The sequence below is a fragment of the Rhodosalinus sp. FB01 genome (genome assembly GCF_041365715.1).
In the GTDB taxonomy this organism is placed as follows: Bacteria; Pseudomonadota; Alphaproteobacteria; order Rhodobacterales; family Rhodobacteraceae; genus Rhodosalinus.
In genome coordinates, this window is sequence record NZ_JBGFSH010000015.1 from 1 (window position 1) to 17,065 (window position 17,065).

Below are 17,065 nucleotides of genomic sequence, written 5' to 3' on the forward strand. Positions count from 1 at the left end.
CCGTCGCCGTCGCAGGAATAAACCCCGCAGACATGGTCAGGCAGACAGCCTGATCCCGGCATGAAGCTGCAAACGGTGTACGGCTTGTCCGGCCAGCGATTGGCCGGGCATCTCAAGGCGTATCTGCCGGGCGTCATGGTCGCGGTCCTCGTCGCGCTGGCGGCGCAATTCGTGGCCGAGCATCATGGCGCCCCGGCGATGCTCATGGCGCTGCTGTTCGGGATCGCGCTGAATTTCCTCGGCGAACCGGGACCGACCGCGGCGGGCATCGGCTTCACCGCCCGCACCGTCCTGCGGTTCGGCGTTGCAGTCCTGGGCGCGCGCATCAGCGTCGAGATGCTGACGTCGCTGGGCTGGGGCATGATCGGGCTGCTTGTCGGCGGGACGGTCGCCACCATCCTCTTCGGCGTGGCGCTGGCGCGCCTGATCGGACAGGGGCCGCGATTTGCCATTCTCACCGCCGGCGCGGTCGCCATCTGCGGCGCATCGGCCGCCATGGCCATCGCCGCCGTCCTGCCCAAGGACGAACGGTCCGAGCGCAACCTGCTGTTCACGGTCCTGGGCGTCACGGTCCTGTCGACGATCGCGATGATCCTCTACCCGATCCTCACCAATGCGCTCGGCTTCGACGACGTCACGGCGGGGGCCTTCATCGGTGCGACGGTGCACGACGTGGCGCAGGTCGTCGGCGCGGGCTTTTCGATTTCCGACACCGCGGGCGAGACATCGACTCTCGTCAAATTGATCCGGGTCTCGTTCCTCGCACCGGTGGTGATCGTGATCACGCTTGTGTGGCAACGCGAACAGACGCGCGCGGACGGCACGCGGCCGCCGATCGTGCCCGGCTTCGTGGCGGGGTTCCTCTGCCTCGCCACGCTGAATTCGCTTGGCCTGATCCCCGAGACGCTGGGCGCGTTCCTGGCCGGGCTTTCGTCCTGGGCCCTGCTGGCCGCCATCGCCGCGGTCGGGATGAAGACCGACCTGCGCAACATCATCAAGGTGGGTGGCGGTGCGATCGCGCTGATCGTGGCCGAAACCCTGTTTCTCGCGGGGCTCGTCCTGGCCGGGATCAGCTTTCTGGAGTTCGCGTGACGATGGTCGCCCTGCTGGCCCCGAACGCCCGAAGCTCTTCGCTGAATTTCGCCGTGGCCGACTGGCGAACCGAATCGACGCCCACGCTCGGCCATCATCGACAGACGAGCCGCGTCGCGTGTCGCCTGCCACATGCCGCCGTCGGGCTACACCGCACGGATGCCTGCCACGGCAAAGAGGCGCAGGGCGTCGCGAGCTATCCGCAGCTGTCCGACAAGGCGCCGGACTACATCGCGAACCGGCTGAAGACTTACAGAGCCGGCGCGCGCGTCGGCCCGGACTCGGTTCCGATGATCCAGACCGCGAGGGATATTTCGGACACGGAGATCGCCAGCCTTGCGGTCCACGTGACACGCGCCTTCGACCGACGCGCGAAAGGCCCGGGCGGTCGGATGTCGGACATGCGCTTGCCTTGATCGGAAAACGATCGTGCTTACGTTTACAGCTTAACCGCCAACGCCTCCCGACGATCAATTCCGGGAGGCCGCATTGGTCGGAAGGCATTCAAGGGAGGATCACATGGCTTATCAAAGGGCCTTCGTCGCATCGCTGCTGACCGGGACCGCGATCCTTGCATCGCCGGCTTTCGCCCAGGTGGGGATGAACACCACCAGCCTTCAGCACGAAGTCGTGCTCGACGGGCTGGACAGCCCTTGGGACATCGCGTTCCTCGACGATGGAACGATGCTGTTCAGCGAGAAGTGCAACGGCCTTTCGGTGCGGTTGCCCGATGGGACGGTCAACGCGCTCTACGGCATGGGCGACGTCGATGGCTACCCGTCGAACGGGTCGGACCTGTTCTGCGAAGGTCAGGCCGGGATGATGGGCGTCGCCTTCGACCCGGAGTTCGAGACCAACCGGCGCATCTATGTCTATGCCACGTCCGACATGTCCGATCCGCACACCAACCGGCTGATGCGCTTCACCGTGAACGAGGACTTCACCGCCGTTTCGAACCGCGTCGATATCGTGGATGACGTGCCCTACAAGATGGAGGACTCCGATCATCCCTTCGGCGGGCCCGGTGCCCATAACGGCGGGCGCGGTCGCTTCGGTCCCGAGGGGGCGCTGTGGCTCACCACGGGCGACAACCACAATCCCGAGATCCCGCAAAGCCCGACGCTCATGGGCTCCAAGGTGCTGCGCATCCAGACGGACGGAAGTGCGCACCCCGACAACACCCCGCCCGAAGGCTTCGACACGCGGACCTACACCTACGGGCACCGCAACGTGCAGGGCATCGCCTTTCACCCCGAAACGGGCGACACCATCATCACCGAGCACGGGCCATGGCACTCCGACGAGATCACGGTGCTGGAAAACGGCGGGAACGGTGGCTGGGACCCGCGTGACAACATGGCGGGCCGGGGCGACTGTCCCGATGGCTATTGCGGGTACATGCCCAACCAGGACGAAGGCATGAACCGCTTCGAACGCGCGTCATTCATGCCGATGACGGATTTCGAGACCTATCCCGACGCGATGCCGCCGATCTGGGAGAACAACGGCTGGTCGCAGGGCATATCCTCTGCTGCCTTTCTCGAGGGCGAGCAATGGGGCGAATGGGACGGCGCCTTGGCCGTCGGCCTGCTGGGCATCGGCTTTGGCGGAACGCCCATCGGCCAGCGCATCGACGTGATCGAGCTCGAGACCCACGAAGGCGAGATCTCGGTGCGTGACGTGACCGAGATGACGCTGCCGATGCCGCCCGCGCGCTTCCGCTCGCTCGTGCTGGGCCCCGACGGCAGCCTCTACACCGCCGTCGACGGAGGGGCGGTCCACAAGCTGACGCCGGGCGACTGAGCCGGCAAGCGGGCCGCGCCACCTTCGCGGCGCGGCCTGCCACCGCAAATCTGCGTCTCGTCAGATCCGGTATCTTCGGCGGTGGCCGGGGCGCCGAAGCCGGCCAAGGCGCGACACGCTCGACCGGAGAGATGCGCGGGAGCGCGCTGGCGTGACGCCCGCGCGTGGCGCTTTGGAGCGTCGACAGGATCCAATCGGTGCGAGACGGTTCCCGGCCGCCTCCGCACGAGATGCACCGCTGCTTTCCGACCGTCCTTGCCAGATCACCAACATATGCGCGCCTGCCCCACCGGGGATTGCACTCCTTCGGCAGAACGACTATTTTTATTATGCATCTTGAGAAGAGCCCTAGCGCTCTCGCCAACCTGCTGACCCAGCAAGGTGGTACCCCAGAGTGGGGGATGCGGCCGAAGACTGGCAACGAAAGGGTGGCCCATGCGGACCTCTCCCAAAACCCGCCTTGTCGTGCGCCACGACGCAGGTGTCGCTCCGGTAAGATACCGGCGTGACGCGGTGTCCGCGCGCCTTCGGCCAATGTCACGTGCCGAAGGAGTTCCCTCATGATCCTCGACCTTCCCGACCAATGCGCCGCGACGGCGCGCACGGCGTTCGTGCGCCGGAGCCTCGCGCGGGCGGTGGTGCCCCGCTGGCAGGAGCGCGCCCGCGCGCTCGTGATGCTCGAGGCGATCCTCGCCCGCCCGAACGGCCCGGAGCGCGGGCGGCGCGACCACCTCGTCGCGGGCCTGCTGATCACGGCGTATCCTGTCAGCTACATCGCCATTCGCCTCGAGCTCGAGGGCCACGGGGCGCAGGCCCTCGCGCCGATCGCCGAGCAGCTCGAGCTCCCGCCGCCCGCCCACGGATGTTTCCTCTACCCGGGATACAAGTGGTTCTGGCCGCATCTGCGCGCCGTGCGGATCCTCAACGGCCATCGCTGGGCGCTCGCCGACCGGCGCGGCGCGGAGCTCTCCGATGTCTGGCGCTGAGCGGCTCTGGGGCCCGTGGCAGCGCCACGACGGGCGCGGCATGCCCGTGCCGGAGGGGACCGTCGTGGAGGCCGAGGCCCTGCCGCCGCACGGTCCGCCGAAGCACGGCGTCACCCGGCGGGTCGGGATCGCCGGCGTGGACCTCGTGCGCTCCTGGCACTGGACGCCCGAGAACCGGGCCCGCGGCTGCGACTGCGGCAGGGCGCTGCCGATCGATCGCTACCGGATCCGCCGCGCGCCCGGCATGGCGATGCTCGACCGGGTGCTGGCGGACTGCGCGCCGCGCGCCCCCGAGATCCCGATGGACACATTCGATCACGAGGAGGCCTGATGCACGACATCATCCCCGACATTCACGGCCAGGGCGAGAAACTCCACGCGCTTCTTCCGAAGCTCGGCTGGCGCCAAAGCGCCGCGGGCTGGATCAACGACGCGCCCGATCGCGAGATCGTCTTCCTCGGCGATTTCATCGACCGGGGGCCCGACAATGCGGGCGTGATCCGCACGGTCCGGAGCCTCATGGACGCCGGCAAGGCGCGCGCGGTCATGGGCAACCACGAGCTCAACGCGCTCCATTACCACGCGCGGCATCCCGGGACCGGGGAACCGCTCCGCGCGCGAAGCGCGAAGAACACCGCGCAGCACCGCAGCTTCCTCGAGGCCTTCCCGCCGGACGCTCCCGCGACGCGGGAGGTGCTCGCCTGGATGCAGAGCCTGCCGCTTTACCTGGAAACGGCGCGTTTCCGGGCGGTGCACGCTTGCTGGGACGAGGCCGTCATCGCGGCGCTCGCGCGGGAGACCCGGGACGGCGTCCTCGACGAGGATCAGCTCGTTGCCGCCGCCGACAAGGACCACGCGCTCCACGCGCGTGTCGAGACGACCACGAAGGGGCCGGAAGTCCCTCTGCCCGAGGGGCACGTCTTCCACGACAAGGATGGGCGTCGCCGCGCGCATGTCCGCCTCAAGTGGTGGCAAGGCGAAGCGGCGAGCTGGGCGGACATCGCCATATCGGTGCCCGATCCCGCCGAACTGCCGCCCGGGCCCCTGCCGGAGTTCGCGCGCGCCGGCGCCTACCCCGCCGGCGCGAGACCCGTCTTCTTCGGCCACTACTGGCTCGACGGGCGGCCGGCTCTCCAGGCGCTGAACGCCCTCTGCCTCGACTACTCGGCGGGCGGCGACGGGCCGCTGCTGGCCTACCGCGTGCAGGGTGACGCGGCACGGCTCGACGTGGCGCACATCGTCAGCGCAGGTGGGTGAGGCGGCAGAGATCAGCCGCGATCGGCAACTTGACGCCGAGCGCCGGTGCGGCCCAACCGAAGCCCGCCCGGAGCTCGCATGAGGCCCGGACCGAGGACCCGGCAAGGTCCACCATGAAACCGGCAGCAGGCCAGCCTTGACCGCCCCATGGGGGCGGGCCCAAGGGCGCCCCCTCGCTTTCTACCTCAAGTCTTCGGGCAGGAGTTCGCCGGGAATGTTTTGATAGCAGACCGGCCGCAGAAAGCGACGTATGGCCAGCGTGCCGACCGAGGTATGACCGAAATTCGTACTGGCCGGATAGGGGCCACCATGCACCATGCTGTCGCACACTTCGACACCGGTCGGGAAGCCATTGGCCAGCAGGCGCCCAGCCTTCCGCTCGATGATCGGCATCAGGCCGCGCGCACTCTCGGTGTCGGCGTCGTCCATGTGAAGGGTACATGGCAGCTGTCCTTGCAGCGACCGGGCGACATCTTTCATCTCGCCGGAATCCGACACCTTCACGATCAGACCCAGCGGGCCGAACACCTCTTCGCCAAGCACGTCGTTTTCCAACCACTCCTTGCCGGTCGTGGCGAAGAGATAGGGTGTGGCAGTCCGCAGGTCGCACGTCGATGTCAGGATCTCCTGCACTCCCTTGCTGGCGGCCACACGGTCGCGGCCCGCACGATATGCCTGCGCAATACCGTCCGTCAGCATCACCTGCGCCGCCTCGGGGTCCAGTGCCGCGGTGGCTGCGTCCATGAAGGAGTCGGCCTCGGGCCCGTCGATCAAAATGGCGATGCCGGGATTGGTGCAGAATTGTCCCGCCCCCATGGTGAGCGATCCGGCCCACCCTTTCGCGATTTCGTCGCCGCGCGCCTTGACCGCCCCAGGCAACAGAAACATCGGGTTGACCGAACCGAGTTCGCCGAAGAAGGGGATCGGCTCTGGCCGCTTCGCGCAGAGATCATAGAGCGCCCGCCCCCCGGCAAGACTGCCGGTGAACCCCACCGCACGGATCAGCGGGTGCTGAACGAGCGATTGCCCGACCTCCCGGCTGCCGCCCTGGACAAGCGAGAAGACACCTGGATGGACGCCGCAGGCTTCGATGGCTGCCGAAATGGCCTCGGCCACGATCTCGGCGGTGCCGGGATGTGCGCCGTGCCCCTTCACCACCACCGGGCAGCCAGCCGCCAGCGCGCTGGCCGTGTCGCCGCCAGCCGTCGAGAAAGCCAACGGGAAATTGGACGCACCGAACACGGCCACAGGCCCGATCGGCCGCTGCATCATCCGAAGATCCGGGCGCGGAGCGGGCTCCCTGTCCGGCCAGGCGGGATCGTGGCGCCGATCCAGATACTCACCCTGCTCGATATGCTCGGCGAAGAGGCGGAGCTGTCCACATGTGCGGCCCCGCTCTCCCTCGAGCCTCGCCGGGGGCAAGCCGGTTTCTCTCGTGCCGGTTTCAGTGATCCGGGCTCCACGCGCTTCGATCTCATCCGCGATGGTGCGCAGGAAAGTCGCTCGCGCGGCGCGGGACAGTTCGGAATAGGATGTGAAAGCTTCCTCTGCCGCGCGGACCGCCTGGTCGACGTGCTCCGGGCTGCCGGCGGCAAAATTGTCAGGATCGCCTTCCACGGGAGCGTTCGCGAACGTCTCGTCGTTTCCAATCCATTCGCCTGCGATAAGATGTTTTCCGATCACGGTACTTTTCCTTTCTCATTGATTTCTGACCAGGCTGAGGGTCTCGGACCGAATGGGGCTCTCGGGAAACGCGCCCAAGCTATACACCCCATGTATCCTTCAGCCTGTAGCCCTCCGGCCAGGGATCATCGGGATCGAGCAAGTGCTGATGGATGCCGGTTATCCATCCTCGACCGGTGATTTGCGGGACGATTGCAGGCCGGCCTGAAACCTGCGCTTCCCCATGGATCGTGCCGATGAAGGTCGAGCCGATGATCGACACGGCCTCGAAGGTTTGCCCCACTCGCAACTGATTTCTGGCGGCCATCAAGGCCATTCGCGCAGAAACGGCAGTTCCAGTTGGCGAGCGGTCGATTTTCCCCGGTCGGATCGCAACGGCGGACCGTCCCTCGAGGCCTGTCCGCGTCGCCGTTACCGGGCCGCGGAAGGCACAGAACGAAATATGGTCCCAGTCCGGGTTCTCGGGATGGGTGAACCCGAGCTGTTCATTGGCGGCCCGCGTAATCCCGACCCCCAGCCTGGCCAGATCGGCCGCCTCGTCTGCAACCATGGAAAACCCGAGCGCCGCAGCATCGACGACAACGAAACTGTCTCCGCCATACGCGGTATCCACGGTGAGGGTGCCAAACCCGGCGACCTCGAGCTTCGCGTCCAGCTTGTCAGCAAAACTGGGAACGTTTCGTACGCTGATGCTCTCTGCCTTGCCGTTTCGGCAGGTCGCACGAACATGGACAAGGCCGCCCGGCGCCTCGAGAACCATTTCGGTGACGGGTTCCTTCATCGGGACAATCCCGGAGTCCAGCAGCACCGTCGCGACGCATATGGAGTTGGAGCCCGACATCGGGGGGGTATCTTCCGGCTCCATTATGATGAAGGCCGCATCGGCATCGGGATTTTTCGGCGGGACCAGCAGGTTCACATGGCGAAACACCCCGCCCCTCGGCTCGTTGAGCATGAAATTGCGCAGCGACTCCTGCTGTTCGATGTAGGTTCGCTGCTCCCAGAGCGTCTTTCCGGGGGGCGGCGCCACGCCGCCCACGATCACGTCGCCGACCTCTCCTTCGGCATGACACGAAATTACATGGATCGTCCGAGTGCTTCGCATGTCTGACCTCTGGCTAAGCTCTGTGCCCCGTGTGGCGATGCGCGGCGTCGGGCGCGGCAGAAAACCCTTCAAGACCGATCGCCCGGAACGGTGGCCCGTCATCAAGGGACGTAGGCGCCTGAATGATGTTTTCGGCTGGAACGTTCATTCCGCACCAGGTCATGTGAAACGCCGCGCCGAGAATGGCGCGGCGTCCAGCGGTGGGGTCACCCCACAGATCAAGGCTTGCACCAACTCGGCTGTTCCGGCCGCCTGAGTCAGCCCGAGATGCCCGTGGGCGAACGCGTAAACGACCCGATCCGTGCGCTGCGCATGGCCGATGACCGGCAGGCTGTCGGGCAAGGAAGGGCGGAACCCCATCCACTCCCTTCCCCGACTGGCGTCCAGACCCGGCATGAACGCGCTGGCTTTGTCGCGAAGGATCTTTGCACGCTTGAAGTTCGGCGGACGAACCAGACCGGCCAGCTCGACCGCGCCGCCGACACGAACGCCGTCCTGGATGCGGGAGGCCACGAAGCCGTGGTCCGCAAACGTGATATGGGTCCGGAGGTCGAAGCCTGCTTGGCGAATTGTCGTGTTGTAGCCGCGCTCCGTCTCGAGCGGGATGCGATCGCCAAGAGACATCGCAAGTGTCCGCGACCAGGCACCCGCGGCGACAATGACATGGCCCGCCGAAAGCGTGACTTCCGCCCCGTGTAGCGTGATCCGTTCGTCCCCGGCCTGCAGAGCGCGCGCGTCCAGCCTATCGACCACGCCGCCCCGCGCACGAAACACCGACAGGAGGTGCTCGAGCCAAAGCATGGGATCCCGCGTGTTGATCCAGTCGGGCGTATATCCGGCGTGGGTGAATTCGGAACTGAGGCCCGGCTGGAGTTCCGCGATCTCGGCCGGCGACTCCAACAGATCAAATCGAATGCCGTACTGCCGGCAGGCGTCCCAATAGGAACGGCTTCGCTCGAACCGTCGGGCGCCCTGGTAAACCCTGAGCTGTCCCTCTCGTTGCAGCAGATGTTCGCCGCTCGTATCCGCCACCTGGCGTTCGAGGGCGGCGCGGGACAACTCCATGAGGGCGGCTTGCGCTTCCATCAGCCTGGGGAAGCGATCCTTCCAGCTTGCCCGCCAGAACCTCAAAAGCCAGGGCGCGATCGCGAAGACGTAGGACGGATCGACGGAGAGCGGACCCAGGGGATCCGCGAGCCACCTGGGCGCGGCGCGAATGATCCCGGGTGTCGCGAGCGGAACGATGTCCGAAAAGGCGAATGCACCTGCGTTCGCGAACGACGCGCCATTTCCGGGGGCGCTTCGATCGACAAGCAGGACATCGCGGCCCGCCGCCTGAAGTGCGATCGCGATGCTCACGCCGATCACCCCGGCGCCGATGACGATCACATCATGGTCGGATTGATCCGTCATTTCATCCCGATGGGGGCCAGCGGCCGATGCGCCTTTTCTTGGCATGACCGCATTTCAGTAACGGATCCCGCGCAGATAGGGGTCGGCGGGATCGAAGATCAAAGTCGCATCGGATGTGACGAAAGCCTGGCCGGTGATCGTCGGCACGATGCCCCCATCGGCACCTGGCTCGTAGCTTAGGCCGTAGGTGCTTCCGATGATGCTTTCCTGAATCCACTCTTGCCCTGCTTGCCACTCTCCGTCCGATGCGAGGCACGCCAGCTTGGCAGAGGTCCCGGTCCCGCAGGGAGAGCGATCATAGGCGCCGCCGGGACAAAGCACGAAGTTCTTGCTGCGGGCGCGCGGGTCCAGGGGTGGGCCGAACAGCTCCACATGATCGATCCAGGCGCCATTCCTGCCGGTGATCCCGTCGCGTTCCAGCGCGCTTCGAATGTCGAGCGCCAGATCCGTCAAGGGCCGGATATTCCGTGGCGCGATGGCAAGCGGCGAGGTCTTCACAAGGAAGAACCAGTTGCCCCCCCACGCGACGTCGCCCGTGATCTCCCCCACGCCGTCGACGGCGACAGAGACGCCTTTGTGCAGGCGATAGCTTTCAACGTTCACGACCGAAGCGGTATGGGCATCGTGCAAGTCCACGTCCACGGCCCCGACGGGCGTATCGATCCGATGGGCACCTGGCCGGATGGCGCCAAGATGCGCCAGCGTGACCGTCAGACCGATGGTCGCATGACCGCACATCCCGAGGTTTTGCAGCGTATTGAAAAAGATCACCCCGGCTGCGCAACCGGGATCCGTGGGCGCGACCAGAAGGGCGCCGACCATGGCGTCATGCCCCCGCGGCTCGCACAGAACCGACGTGCAGAAGTCGCGATGCTCCGCTTCGAGACGCGCCGCACGTTCGGCGAGCGGCCCGTCTCCCAGATCGGGACCGCCGTCAACGATGACGCGTGTCGGCTCACCTGCCGTATGGCTGTCGATCACCCGCATGAGCGCTACAGCCCTTCTTTCCTGGCCCAGTCGTCGAACCAGACCCGGAAAAGCTCGTATTGCGCTTCGATATAATGACGTTGGGCATCCGAGAGAGCATCCGTCTCGTTGAAATGCAGACGGTATTCCTCTTCTCCGTTCAGCACCATGAGATGCTTGTAGTAGAGAACGAGGTCCGGTCCCTCGTCGAAGCTCGACAGAACAGCAAGAGCCTCGTCCAGCTCACGTGCCTGGCGCCGCGCGAGCGCGTCGCCCGTGGCGGCCTTCTGGCTGAGTTCCGTCAACAGCAGCACCTGCCGCGGCAACGCGTTTCCGATGCCGGTAATCGCGCCGGTTGCGCCACAGTTCACGAAGCCATGATAGACTGCGGTATCGACACCGATCATCAGCGTGACGTCGTCATCCCGCGACGTGATGAACTCGGCCGCGTAGCGCAGATCGGCGGCGCCGCCGAACTCCTTGAAACCGACAAGGTTGGGATGTTCCGCACGCAGCGCGAAGAAAAGATCTGCCCGGGTGGCAAAGCCGTAATAGGGGCTGTTGTAAATCACTGCCGGAATGTCGGGCGCTGCCGACAAGATCGCCTTGAAGTGATCGCGCTGCGCCTCTGGAGAAGAGCCCCGCGACAGGACACGCGGGATCACCATCAGCCCGAGCGCCCCGACCCGCGCGGCATGCGCGGCGTGGGCCACGGCCGCGCGGGTGTTCACGGCCCCCGTCCCCACGACGACCGGAACGCCCGCTTCGACAAGGCGCGCCACACCTTCCATCCGCTCTTCGTCCGTCAGCAGCGGCCAGTCGCCCATCGAACCGCAATAGACGACGGCCGACATTCCGGCGTCGATCAGCTCTTTGCCCTTGCGCATAAGTGCTTCGTAATCGGGTTTGCGATCAACATCACAAGGCGTCATCAGAGCGGGCATGCAGCCCGTGAAAACATGGCGCGACACGGTTGTTCTCCTCTTTGGCTGTCGAGGCGTCTCGACCTCGACTTTTGCAAGGTTGTTCCTGCTTCCGTGGCACGGGGTTCGGGCCCGCGTTCAGCGAACCTTTGCCAGGAATTTTCGGGTCTGTTCGGAATTCGGGTCGCCGAAGATCTGTTCGGGCGGTCCGATCTCTTCCATCGCACCTTCATGGAAGTAGGCGACGCGGTCAGAGACATCTCGTGCGAAGCCCATCTCGTGGGTCACACAGATCATCGTCATGCCCTCCTCGGCCAGGATCCGCATCGTGTCCAGGACTTCGCCGACCAGCTCCGGGTCCAGGGCCGACGTGGCTTCGTCGAAAAGCATGTATTGCGGATCCATGGCGAGCGCTCTCGCTATCGCCAGCCTTTGCTGCTGTCCGCCCGACAAGGCGCTCGGATAGACATCGAGCTTGTCGGCGAGGCCAACATGTTCCAGCTGCTTCACCGCTATCTCTTGCGCCTCCGCCCGCGATTTCTTTTTCACGATGCGCGGGGCCAATGAAACGTTCTCGAGGGCGGTCAAATGGGGGAAGCTGTTCCACTGCTGAAACACCATTCCCATTCTCTGCCGCAAATTGTTCAAGTCAGTCTGCCTGGCGTGAACGTCTATACCATCGACGACGACCCGTCCTTCCTGGATCGGCTCGAGGCCATTTATGCAGTAAAGCAATGTGGATTTCCCGGATCCCGACGCTCCGATCACCGAAAGGACTTCGCCCTTCTGCACTTCCAGGTCGATACCCCGCAACACATGGAGCGAGCCGAAATACTTGTGCAGGCCAGTGATTCCGATCATTGGGACCACCTCTTCTCGACTTTCGCCGAATAGCGCGAGATCGGATAGGACAGCGCAAAGTAGAACGCGCCGGCGATTGAGATAATCAGGAGCGGTTCCTGCGTGCGTGTCATCAGGATCTGACTTGCCCGAAGAAGCTCCACGTAACCGAGCACCGAGACCAGGGCGCTATCCTTCAGGACGCCGAGAGCCACGCCCACCCAGGACGGAAAAACGGCACGCGCCCCGATGGGCAAGACCACGTAGCGCAGATCTTGCCAGTAACTCATGCCCAGCGAGCGCGCGGCCCGACGCATGGGTTTCCCGACAGATTCGATACCGCCCCGCGCGACGCTTGCGACAAGCGCAGCCGTATAAGCCGTCAGAACCACGAGCCCCGACTGGAACGCATCGAGGTTAAGACCAATGATCGGCGCGAAATTATAGAAAAGAACCAGCTGGATGATAAGCGGTACCGAACGGAAAGCGTCCAGTACCGGCGCAAGGAACAGAGTGGCCCAAACCCGCCCCTCATAGAGCATCCAGCCGAAGATCGCCCCCAGAAGCGTTCCAAGGGAGATCGATATCACCGAGATCAGGAGCGTTCGCCAAGCCGCTTGCGCCATGAAGAGCACGTCCTGAAGCCCGAACCCGCTGAAGAAGCTGATAGGAGTTTCCACTTTGCTCCCCTCAATACCGGAACAGACGCACGGCGAGCAGCCGGGACGCGAGCAGAATGATCTTGACCATGACGTAATAAATCACCGCCGTGACGGCGAAATATTCGAAGATGCGATAGGTGCGGCTGGCGAAGAACTGCGTCTCGCCCGACAGCTCGCGAAAGCCGACGAGCATGCCAAGGGACGACATCAACACCGCCCAGACCAGCTGATTGGTCATCGGGTAGTAAACGATCCGCAAGACCTGCGGCACCAGGATCCGCGTGTAGGACTGCCACAAATTCATGCCAAGGCTTCGCGCCGCGCGCATCTGCGTATCAGGGACCGCCTGAAAGCCGCCGCGAAAGTTCTCGGCGAGATAGCCGGCGTTATTGAAGCTGAGACCGGCCAGAACGATCATGTAGGGCGTCAGGTGCCATCCGAAGGCCCCCAGCCCGAACCCGAAGAAGAACAGCTGAAACAGAGCCGGCGTGTTGCGCGCCAATTCCACCCAGGCCGTGGCGAACCAGTAAAGCGGCCCGCGGAGCCTCAGGCGGATGACGGACAACCCGAGACCGATGACGATGCCGATCACCATGGAAAGCGTCGCGACCTGGAGAGTTAAGAGGCTGGCCTCCAGCAGGTCCGGCAGACTGCGGAATACCGGGCGCCAGTGGAAGTTGTATTCGAACATCGCGGCGATCCAAAGAAACCCCGCCCGGGGATCCCGGGCGGGGACAGGAAAAAGCGGCAGTGATCAGTACATCACGCCCGGGATGCGGAGTTCGGGCGCCTCTCCACCCACATATCTGCCCCACAGCTCTTCGTAACGGCCAGACCGGACCTGGTGCGTGACAAAGAGATTGAGGTAGTTCAGCCAGCTGACGTCCTTGCGCTTGCCGACAACGGAGGTGTAGTCCGTGGTCCAGGGCATGCGCGGGCCAGCCACGATATTGTCGTATTGATCGGTGATCGGCTTCACCGCCGTGTTCGTGGTGATCCCGATGTCTGCCTTGCCTTGTGCGACCGCTAGGAAAACCTCGTTCTCGGACTGGTAACCCTGGTAGAGGTCCTCTTCGCCCCACTCCTCGGCGATTTTCAGCCACTCCTGCTCAGGCACGGTTCCCACGGCCGCAGCAACACGCTTTCCCCGAATGTCCTCGAAGGATTCGATGCCACTTTCGGCATTCACAACGCCTTGCGCATAGTAAATCGCGTAGGGAATCGAGAACCCGACGGTCCGCGCGCGGGCCAGGCTGTCCGATGTGGCGCCGAAGACCACGTCTGCCCGACCAGTGACGATGACCGGCAAGCGCTCCGACCACGTCAGAGGCAGCAACTCGACGTCCACCTCGAGGGCGGCCGCCAGATCGTTGCAATATTCCACGTCGAAGCCCGCCGGCTCGTTGTTGTCGTCACGATAGCCGATGGGCGGGAAATCCAGCACGACACCGCAGCGCAGCGTGCCTCTGTCGATGACGTCATCCAGTGTGTCGGCCGCCGCGGGGACAGCCATCAACAGGGTTGCCGTAGCCGCCCCCAAAAGCTTCTTCAGCATCGTCTTCCTCCATGTTGGTCGTTGGATGATCTGTTGAACAATGCCACGCTATGGCATATTGGATCCAATGTCCAAGGCAAACTAAGAGACTTTGCACGGACGCGGCAGTATCGTATGGCGCCGCAACTGCTCGAGGGTGATGGAAGATGAAGTTTCCGGCCGTAGATGTCTCGAAGACCGCGTCCGCGTCGACCATCGTCTTCGACGTTCTTCGCAAGGCGATCATCGAGGGCAAAATCCCCGAAGGAGCACCGCTGCGCCAGGACGAGATCGCCAACATGTTCAATACGAGCCGCATCCCGGTGCGCGAGGCAATCTCGAGGCTTGAAGAGCAGGGGCTTATCAAGACCCAACGATACAAGGGCGCCGTGGTTGCCGGATTGTCGGCGGACGAGGCGGCGGAGGTGTTCGACCTCAGGGCTCTTCTCGAGCCCGAGATTATCCGCGACGCGGTGCCTCGGATGTCCCGAGAGTGTTTGATCGACGCCCGAAAGCACTGCACGGCGTTTTCACAGTCTCCCAATCCCATGGAGTGGGGCGACTTGAACCGCGTGTTCCACAAAACGCTCTACGGACCGAGCACGTTGAACTACTTCAAGGACGTCGCCGATAACGCCATGGATCGCGTCGAGCGCTACATTCGCGCACAGCTCGTCATAAGCGATGGCATGGAAAGGGCGGACAGCGAGCATCTGGCAATCCTTGTCGCCTGCGAAGAGGGTGATGCCGACCGGGCGAGCCTATTGCTGCGCGATCACATCAACGGCGCCAAGCACTCCCTTCTGGAACATTTCCCGACACCTGCGAGACACAAGAAGCGATAAACCCATGACATCGGAGGCAGCTTGACGACTTCAGCGCGCGAGACCGGAACGGCTGGTCGGATTCTGATCGAGGGTGACGCGAATGGCGAGGTGCTGGCCTGTAGCGAAGGCCTGAGTTTCTGGGGAGGTGTCGACCCCGGAACGGGAACGATCATAGACGTACACCACCCCAACCATGGAGCATCGGTATCCGGAAAGATCCTCATGATGCCGACCTCGCGTGGATCCTGCAGCGGAAGCGGGGTTCTGCTTGAACTGTCCTTGAATTCACTTTCCCCAGCGGCGCTTGTTTTCTGCGAGCACGAAGAAGTCCTGACGCTGGGTGCCTTGGTCTCGGGCCGCATATTCGACAGGCCGCTCCCCACCATCTTCCTTCCACGATCGGAATATGATCGCGTCGCGCGCTCGCAGACAGCATCCATTTCAGGCAACCGGCTGAAAGCCGATTGCGTGGACATGGACCTTTCCCCCGCGCAGGCGAGCGATCTGCATCTCTCCAAGGAAGACCGGCGCTGTCTTGGCGGCGATCACGGGCCGGCAGCGAGGATCGCCATGGAAATCATCTGCCTCATGGCGGCACGGGAAGGCACGGAGAGCCTGACCGATGTCACCAGAGGGCACATCGACGGCTGCATCCTCGCCCATTCGGCCAATCTCATATTTGCGGAAAAGATGGCCGAAATGGGCGCTCGCGTGTCCGTTCCCACGACGATCAATGCGATTTCGGTAGATCGGGAAAACTGGCGGTCCCAGAACGTTCCGACCGATTTCGGAGAACGCGCAAGCCGCCTGGCTGACGCCTATGTGAAGATGGGAGCAAGGCCAGTTTTCACCTGCGCGCCGTATCTTCTTGAGGGTGCCCCGGATAAGGGCGAGGTCATTGGCTGGTCGGAATCGAACGCCGTAATCTACGCCAACACCGTCCTTGGGGCACGCACACCCAAACATCCGGATTATCTCGATCTCTTCATTGCAATGACGGGACGCGCGCCGGCATCCGGTGTGTACACGAAAGAGGGCCGTGTCCCGAGAACGATCCTTGACGTGGAGCCCGCCCTGGATGGCCATGATGACGTGCTCTGGCCATTGATCGGATGGCTGGCGGGCCAGTTTTCTCCTGACCACATCCCACTCTTGACCGGGCTGGAACATCTTCAGCCGTCGCAAGACGACCTCAAGGCCCTTTGTGCCGCTTTCGGCACCACCTCCGGCGCACCCATGCTACATGTCGCGGGGCACACTCCCGAAGCGGATACTGCGCCCGCGCCCGACGCTCAGCGGCACCAAATCCGTCTGGCGGACTTTGTCGGCGCTTGGCATGAGCTCAATCGCGGCGACAGGACAATTGACCTGGTCGCCATCGGCAGCCCACATGCGTCGCTGTCCGAGACGCGCCGGATTGCAGAGCTCTTCCAGGATCGAAGCTGCAATAGGTCGACGCAGATGATCATCACGATCGGACGCGATGTCCTGCGCGAGGCAAGCTCCGAAGGGCTTGTCGACCGCTTGCAGAAGGCGGGCGTCCGTCTGATCCCGGACCTGTGCTGGTGCTCGATCGTTGAACCCATATTCCCGCCGCACGCGAAAGGCTTGATGACGAATTCCGGAAAATACGCGCATTATGCGCATGGCCTGTCCGGCCGGCACGCGCGGCTTGGCAGTCTCGAGGATTGCGTCGAGGCAGCCGTTACCGGCTTCGCGGGGGATCGTCTTCCGACATGGCTCCGGAATTAGCGGGCGCCCCAATAACACGTGATGCTCGGAGGAACTCTATCGAGGAGGCGGCTGCCCAAATCCGGCGGCATCCGTACCGGCAAAAGGCCCGCGCCCCTTGACCCGTCGATGACCATCGACCCCATGTTCGGCATCGCGTTCGAGCCCCCTTTGGGCGCGGCTATCCGGTCCTGAACGCAACTCCCAACGGCTGTGTCCCGTGGCACCGGCCTTTCCGTCGCA

17 protein-coding genes and 1 riboswitch are annotated in these 17,065 nt (G+C 64.1%); of the genes, 8 read left to right on the forward strand and 9 right to left on the reverse strand.

All coding sequences use genetic code 11. From position 1 onward, the window contains the following. Window positions 1-60 precede the first annotated feature (60 nt). From AB6A65_RS15595 to AB6A65_RS15620, 6 genes are all read left to right on the forward strand, one after another. On the forward strand, window positions 61-1,092 hold the full coding sequence (locus AB6A65_RS15595) for a YeiH family protein (protein WP_371039329.1): 1,032 nt from the start codon (window positions 61-63) through the stop codon (window positions 1,090-1,092). Further along, entirely contained in the window at window positions 1,089-1,508 is a 420-nt protein-coding gene (locus tag AB6A65_RS15600) for a cytochrome c (protein WP_371039330.1), read from the forward strand. The genes AB6A65_RS15595 and AB6A65_RS15600 overlap by 4 nt, the downstream gene beginning before the upstream one ends. A 103-nt stretch (window positions 1,509-1,611) precedes the next feature. Beyond that, a complete protein-coding gene (locus AB6A65_RS15605) occupies window positions 1,612-2,895 on the forward strand; it encodes a sorbosone dehydrogenase family protein (protein ID WP_371039331.1) in 1,284 nt (427 codons plus the stop codon). 326 nt (window positions 2,896-3,221) lie between these two features. Beyond that, window positions 3,222-3,330: riboswitch (SAM-I-IV-variant riboswitch) on the forward strand. A gap of 125 nt (window positions 3,331-3,455) precedes the next feature. Then, window positions 3,456-3,881, forward strand: coding sequence for a hypothetical protein (locus AB6A65_RS15610; protein WP_371039332.1), 426 nt, complete (start codon window positions 3,456-3,458; stop codon window positions 3,879-3,881). After that, complete coding sequence (locus AB6A65_RS15615; protein ID WP_371039333.1) at window positions 3,868-4,212, forward strand: hypothetical protein; 345 nt, start codon at window positions 3,868-3,870, stop codon at window positions 4,210-4,212. The genes AB6A65_RS15610 and AB6A65_RS15615 overlap by 14 nt, the downstream gene beginning before the upstream one ends. After that, on the forward strand, window positions 4,212-5,138 hold the full coding sequence (locus AB6A65_RS15620; protein ID WP_371039334.1) for a metallophosphoesterase: 927 nt from the start codon (window positions 4,212-4,214) through the stop codon (window positions 5,136-5,138). Before AB6A65_RS15615 ends, AB6A65_RS15620 begins: the two co-directional genes overlap by 1 nt. A 180-nt stretch (window positions 5,139-5,318) precedes the next feature. Here AB6A65_RS15620 and AB6A65_RS15625 read toward each other — a convergent pair whose 3' ends face one another. The 9 genes from AB6A65_RS15625 to AB6A65_RS15665 all read right to left on the reverse strand — a co-directional run bounded on the left by AB6A65_RS15625 (window position 5,319) and on the right by AB6A65_RS15665 (window position 14,285). Further along, on the reverse strand, window positions 5,319-6,821 hold the full coding sequence (locus tag AB6A65_RS15625; protein ID WP_371039335.1) for an aldehyde dehydrogenase (NADP(+)): 1,503 nt from the start codon (window positions 6,819-6,821) through the stop codon (window positions 5,319-5,321). Between the two features lie 79 nt (window positions 6,822-6,900). Next, window positions 6,901-7,926, reverse strand: a complete 1,026-nt coding sequence (locus tag AB6A65_RS15630; protein ID WP_371039355.1) for a proline racemase family protein — start codon at window positions 7,924-7,926, stop codon at window positions 6,901-6,903. A gap of 159 nt (window positions 7,927-8,085) precedes the next feature. Then, window positions 8,086-9,339, reverse strand: a complete 1,254-nt coding sequence (locus AB6A65_RS15635) for an NAD(P)/FAD-dependent oxidoreductase (protein ID WP_371039336.1) — start codon at window positions 9,337-9,339, stop codon at window positions 8,086-8,088. A gap of 54 nt (window positions 9,340-9,393) precedes the next feature. Further along, a complete protein-coding gene (locus tag AB6A65_RS15640) occupies window positions 9,394-10,326 on the reverse strand; it encodes a proline racemase family protein (protein ID WP_371039337.1) in 933 nt (310 codons plus the stop codon). Window positions 10,327-10,331: 5 nt separating this feature from the next. Then, window positions 10,332-11,249, reverse strand: a complete 918-nt coding sequence (locus AB6A65_RS15645) for a dihydrodipicolinate synthase family protein (RefSeq protein WP_371039356.1) — start codon at window positions 11,247-11,249, stop codon at window positions 10,332-10,334. 117 nt (window positions 11,250-11,366) lie between these two features. Then, entirely contained in the window at window positions 11,367-12,089 is a 723-nt protein-coding gene (locus tag AB6A65_RS15650; protein ID WP_371039338.1) for an amino acid ABC transporter ATP-binding protein, read from the reverse strand. Continuing rightward, on the reverse strand, window positions 12,086-12,748 hold the full coding sequence (locus AB6A65_RS15655) for an amino acid ABC transporter permease (RefSeq protein ID WP_371039339.1): 663 nt from the start codon (window positions 12,746-12,748) through the stop codon (window positions 12,086-12,088). The genes AB6A65_RS15650 and AB6A65_RS15655 overlap by 4 nt, the downstream gene beginning before the upstream one ends. 10 nt (window positions 12,749-12,758) lie before the next feature. Beyond that, window positions 12,759-13,421, reverse strand: coding sequence for an amino acid ABC transporter permease (locus tag AB6A65_RS15660; RefSeq protein WP_371039340.1), 663 nt, complete (start codon window positions 13,419-13,421; stop codon window positions 12,759-12,761). A 63-nt stretch (window positions 13,422-13,484) separates the two neighbouring features. Further along, the gene (locus AB6A65_RS15665; RefSeq protein ID WP_371039341.1) at window positions 13,485-14,285 is read right to left on the reverse strand and encodes a transporter substrate-binding domain-containing protein; all 801 of its coding nucleotides are present in this window, start codon (window positions 14,283-14,285) and stop codon (window positions 13,485-13,487) included. A gap of 146 nt (window positions 14,286-14,431) precedes the next feature. Between AB6A65_RS15665 and AB6A65_RS15670 the strand changes: the two genes are divergently transcribed. Further along, window positions 14,432-15,109, forward strand: a complete 678-nt coding sequence (locus AB6A65_RS15670) for a GntR family transcriptional regulator (protein WP_371039342.1) — start codon at window positions 14,432-14,434, stop codon at window positions 15,107-15,109. Between the two features lie 21 nt (window positions 15,110-15,130). Continuing rightward, window positions 15,131-16,843 (forward strand): aconitase X, encoded by a 1,713-nt coding sequence (locus AB6A65_RS15675; protein WP_371039343.1) that lies wholly within the window; start codon window positions 15,131-15,133, stop codon window positions 16,841-16,843. Window positions 16,844-17,065 lie beyond the last annotated feature (222 nt).

Excerpts from the sequence above, each read along its gene's own strand:
- AB6A65_RS15645 (WP_371039356.1), bottom strand. The coding sequence starts at position 11,249 with ATGCCCGCTCTGATGACGCCTTGTGATGTTGATCGCAAACCCGATTAC.
- AB6A65_RS15635 (WP_371039336.1), bottom strand. The coding sequence starts at position 9,339 with ATGACGGATCAATCCGACCATGATGTGATCGTCATCGGCGCCGGGGTG.
- AB6A65_RS15665 (WP_371039341.1), bottom strand. The coding sequence starts at position 14,285 with ATGCTGAAGAAGCTTTTGGGGGCGGCTACGGCAACCCTGTTGATGGCT.
- AB6A65_RS15605 (WP_371039331.1), top strand. The coding sequence starts at position 1,612 with ATGGCTTATCAAAGGGCCTTCGTCGCATCGCTGCTGACCGGGACCGCG.
- AB6A65_RS15615 (WP_371039333.1), top strand. The coding sequence starts at position 3,868 with ATGTCTGGCGCTGAGCGGCTCTGGGGCCCGTGGCAGCGCCACGACGGG.
- AB6A65_RS15640 (WP_371039337.1), bottom strand. The coding sequence starts at position 10,326 with ATGCGGGTGATCGACAGCCATACGGCAGGTGAGCCGACACGCGTCATC.
- AB6A65_RS15610 (WP_371039332.1), top strand. The coding sequence starts at position 3,456 with ATGATCCTCGACCTTCCCGACCAATGCGCCGCGACGGCGCGCACGGCG.
- AB6A65_RS15660 (WP_371039340.1), bottom strand. The coding sequence starts at position 13,421 with ATGTTCGAATACAACTTCCACTGGCGCCCGGTATTCCGCAGTCTGCCG.
- AB6A65_RS15650 (WP_371039338.1), bottom strand. The coding sequence starts at position 12,089 with ATGATCGGAATCACTGGCCTGCACAAGTATTTCGGCTCGCTCCATGTG.
- AB6A65_RS15670 (WP_371039342.1), top strand. The coding sequence starts at position 14,432 with ATGAAGTTTCCGGCCGTAGATGTCTCGAAGACCGCGTCCGCGTCGACC.
- AB6A65_RS15630 (WP_371039355.1), bottom strand. The coding sequence starts at position 7,926 with ATGCGAAGCACTCGGACGATCCATGTAATTTCGTGTCATGCCGAAGGA.
- AB6A65_RS15595 (WP_371039329.1), top strand. The coding sequence starts at position 61 with ATGAAGCTGCAAACGGTGTACGGCTTGTCCGGCCAGCGATTGGCCGGG.
- AB6A65_RS15620 (WP_371039334.1), top strand. The coding sequence starts at position 4,212 with ATGCACGACATCATCCCCGACATTCACGGCCAGGGCGAGAAACTCCAC.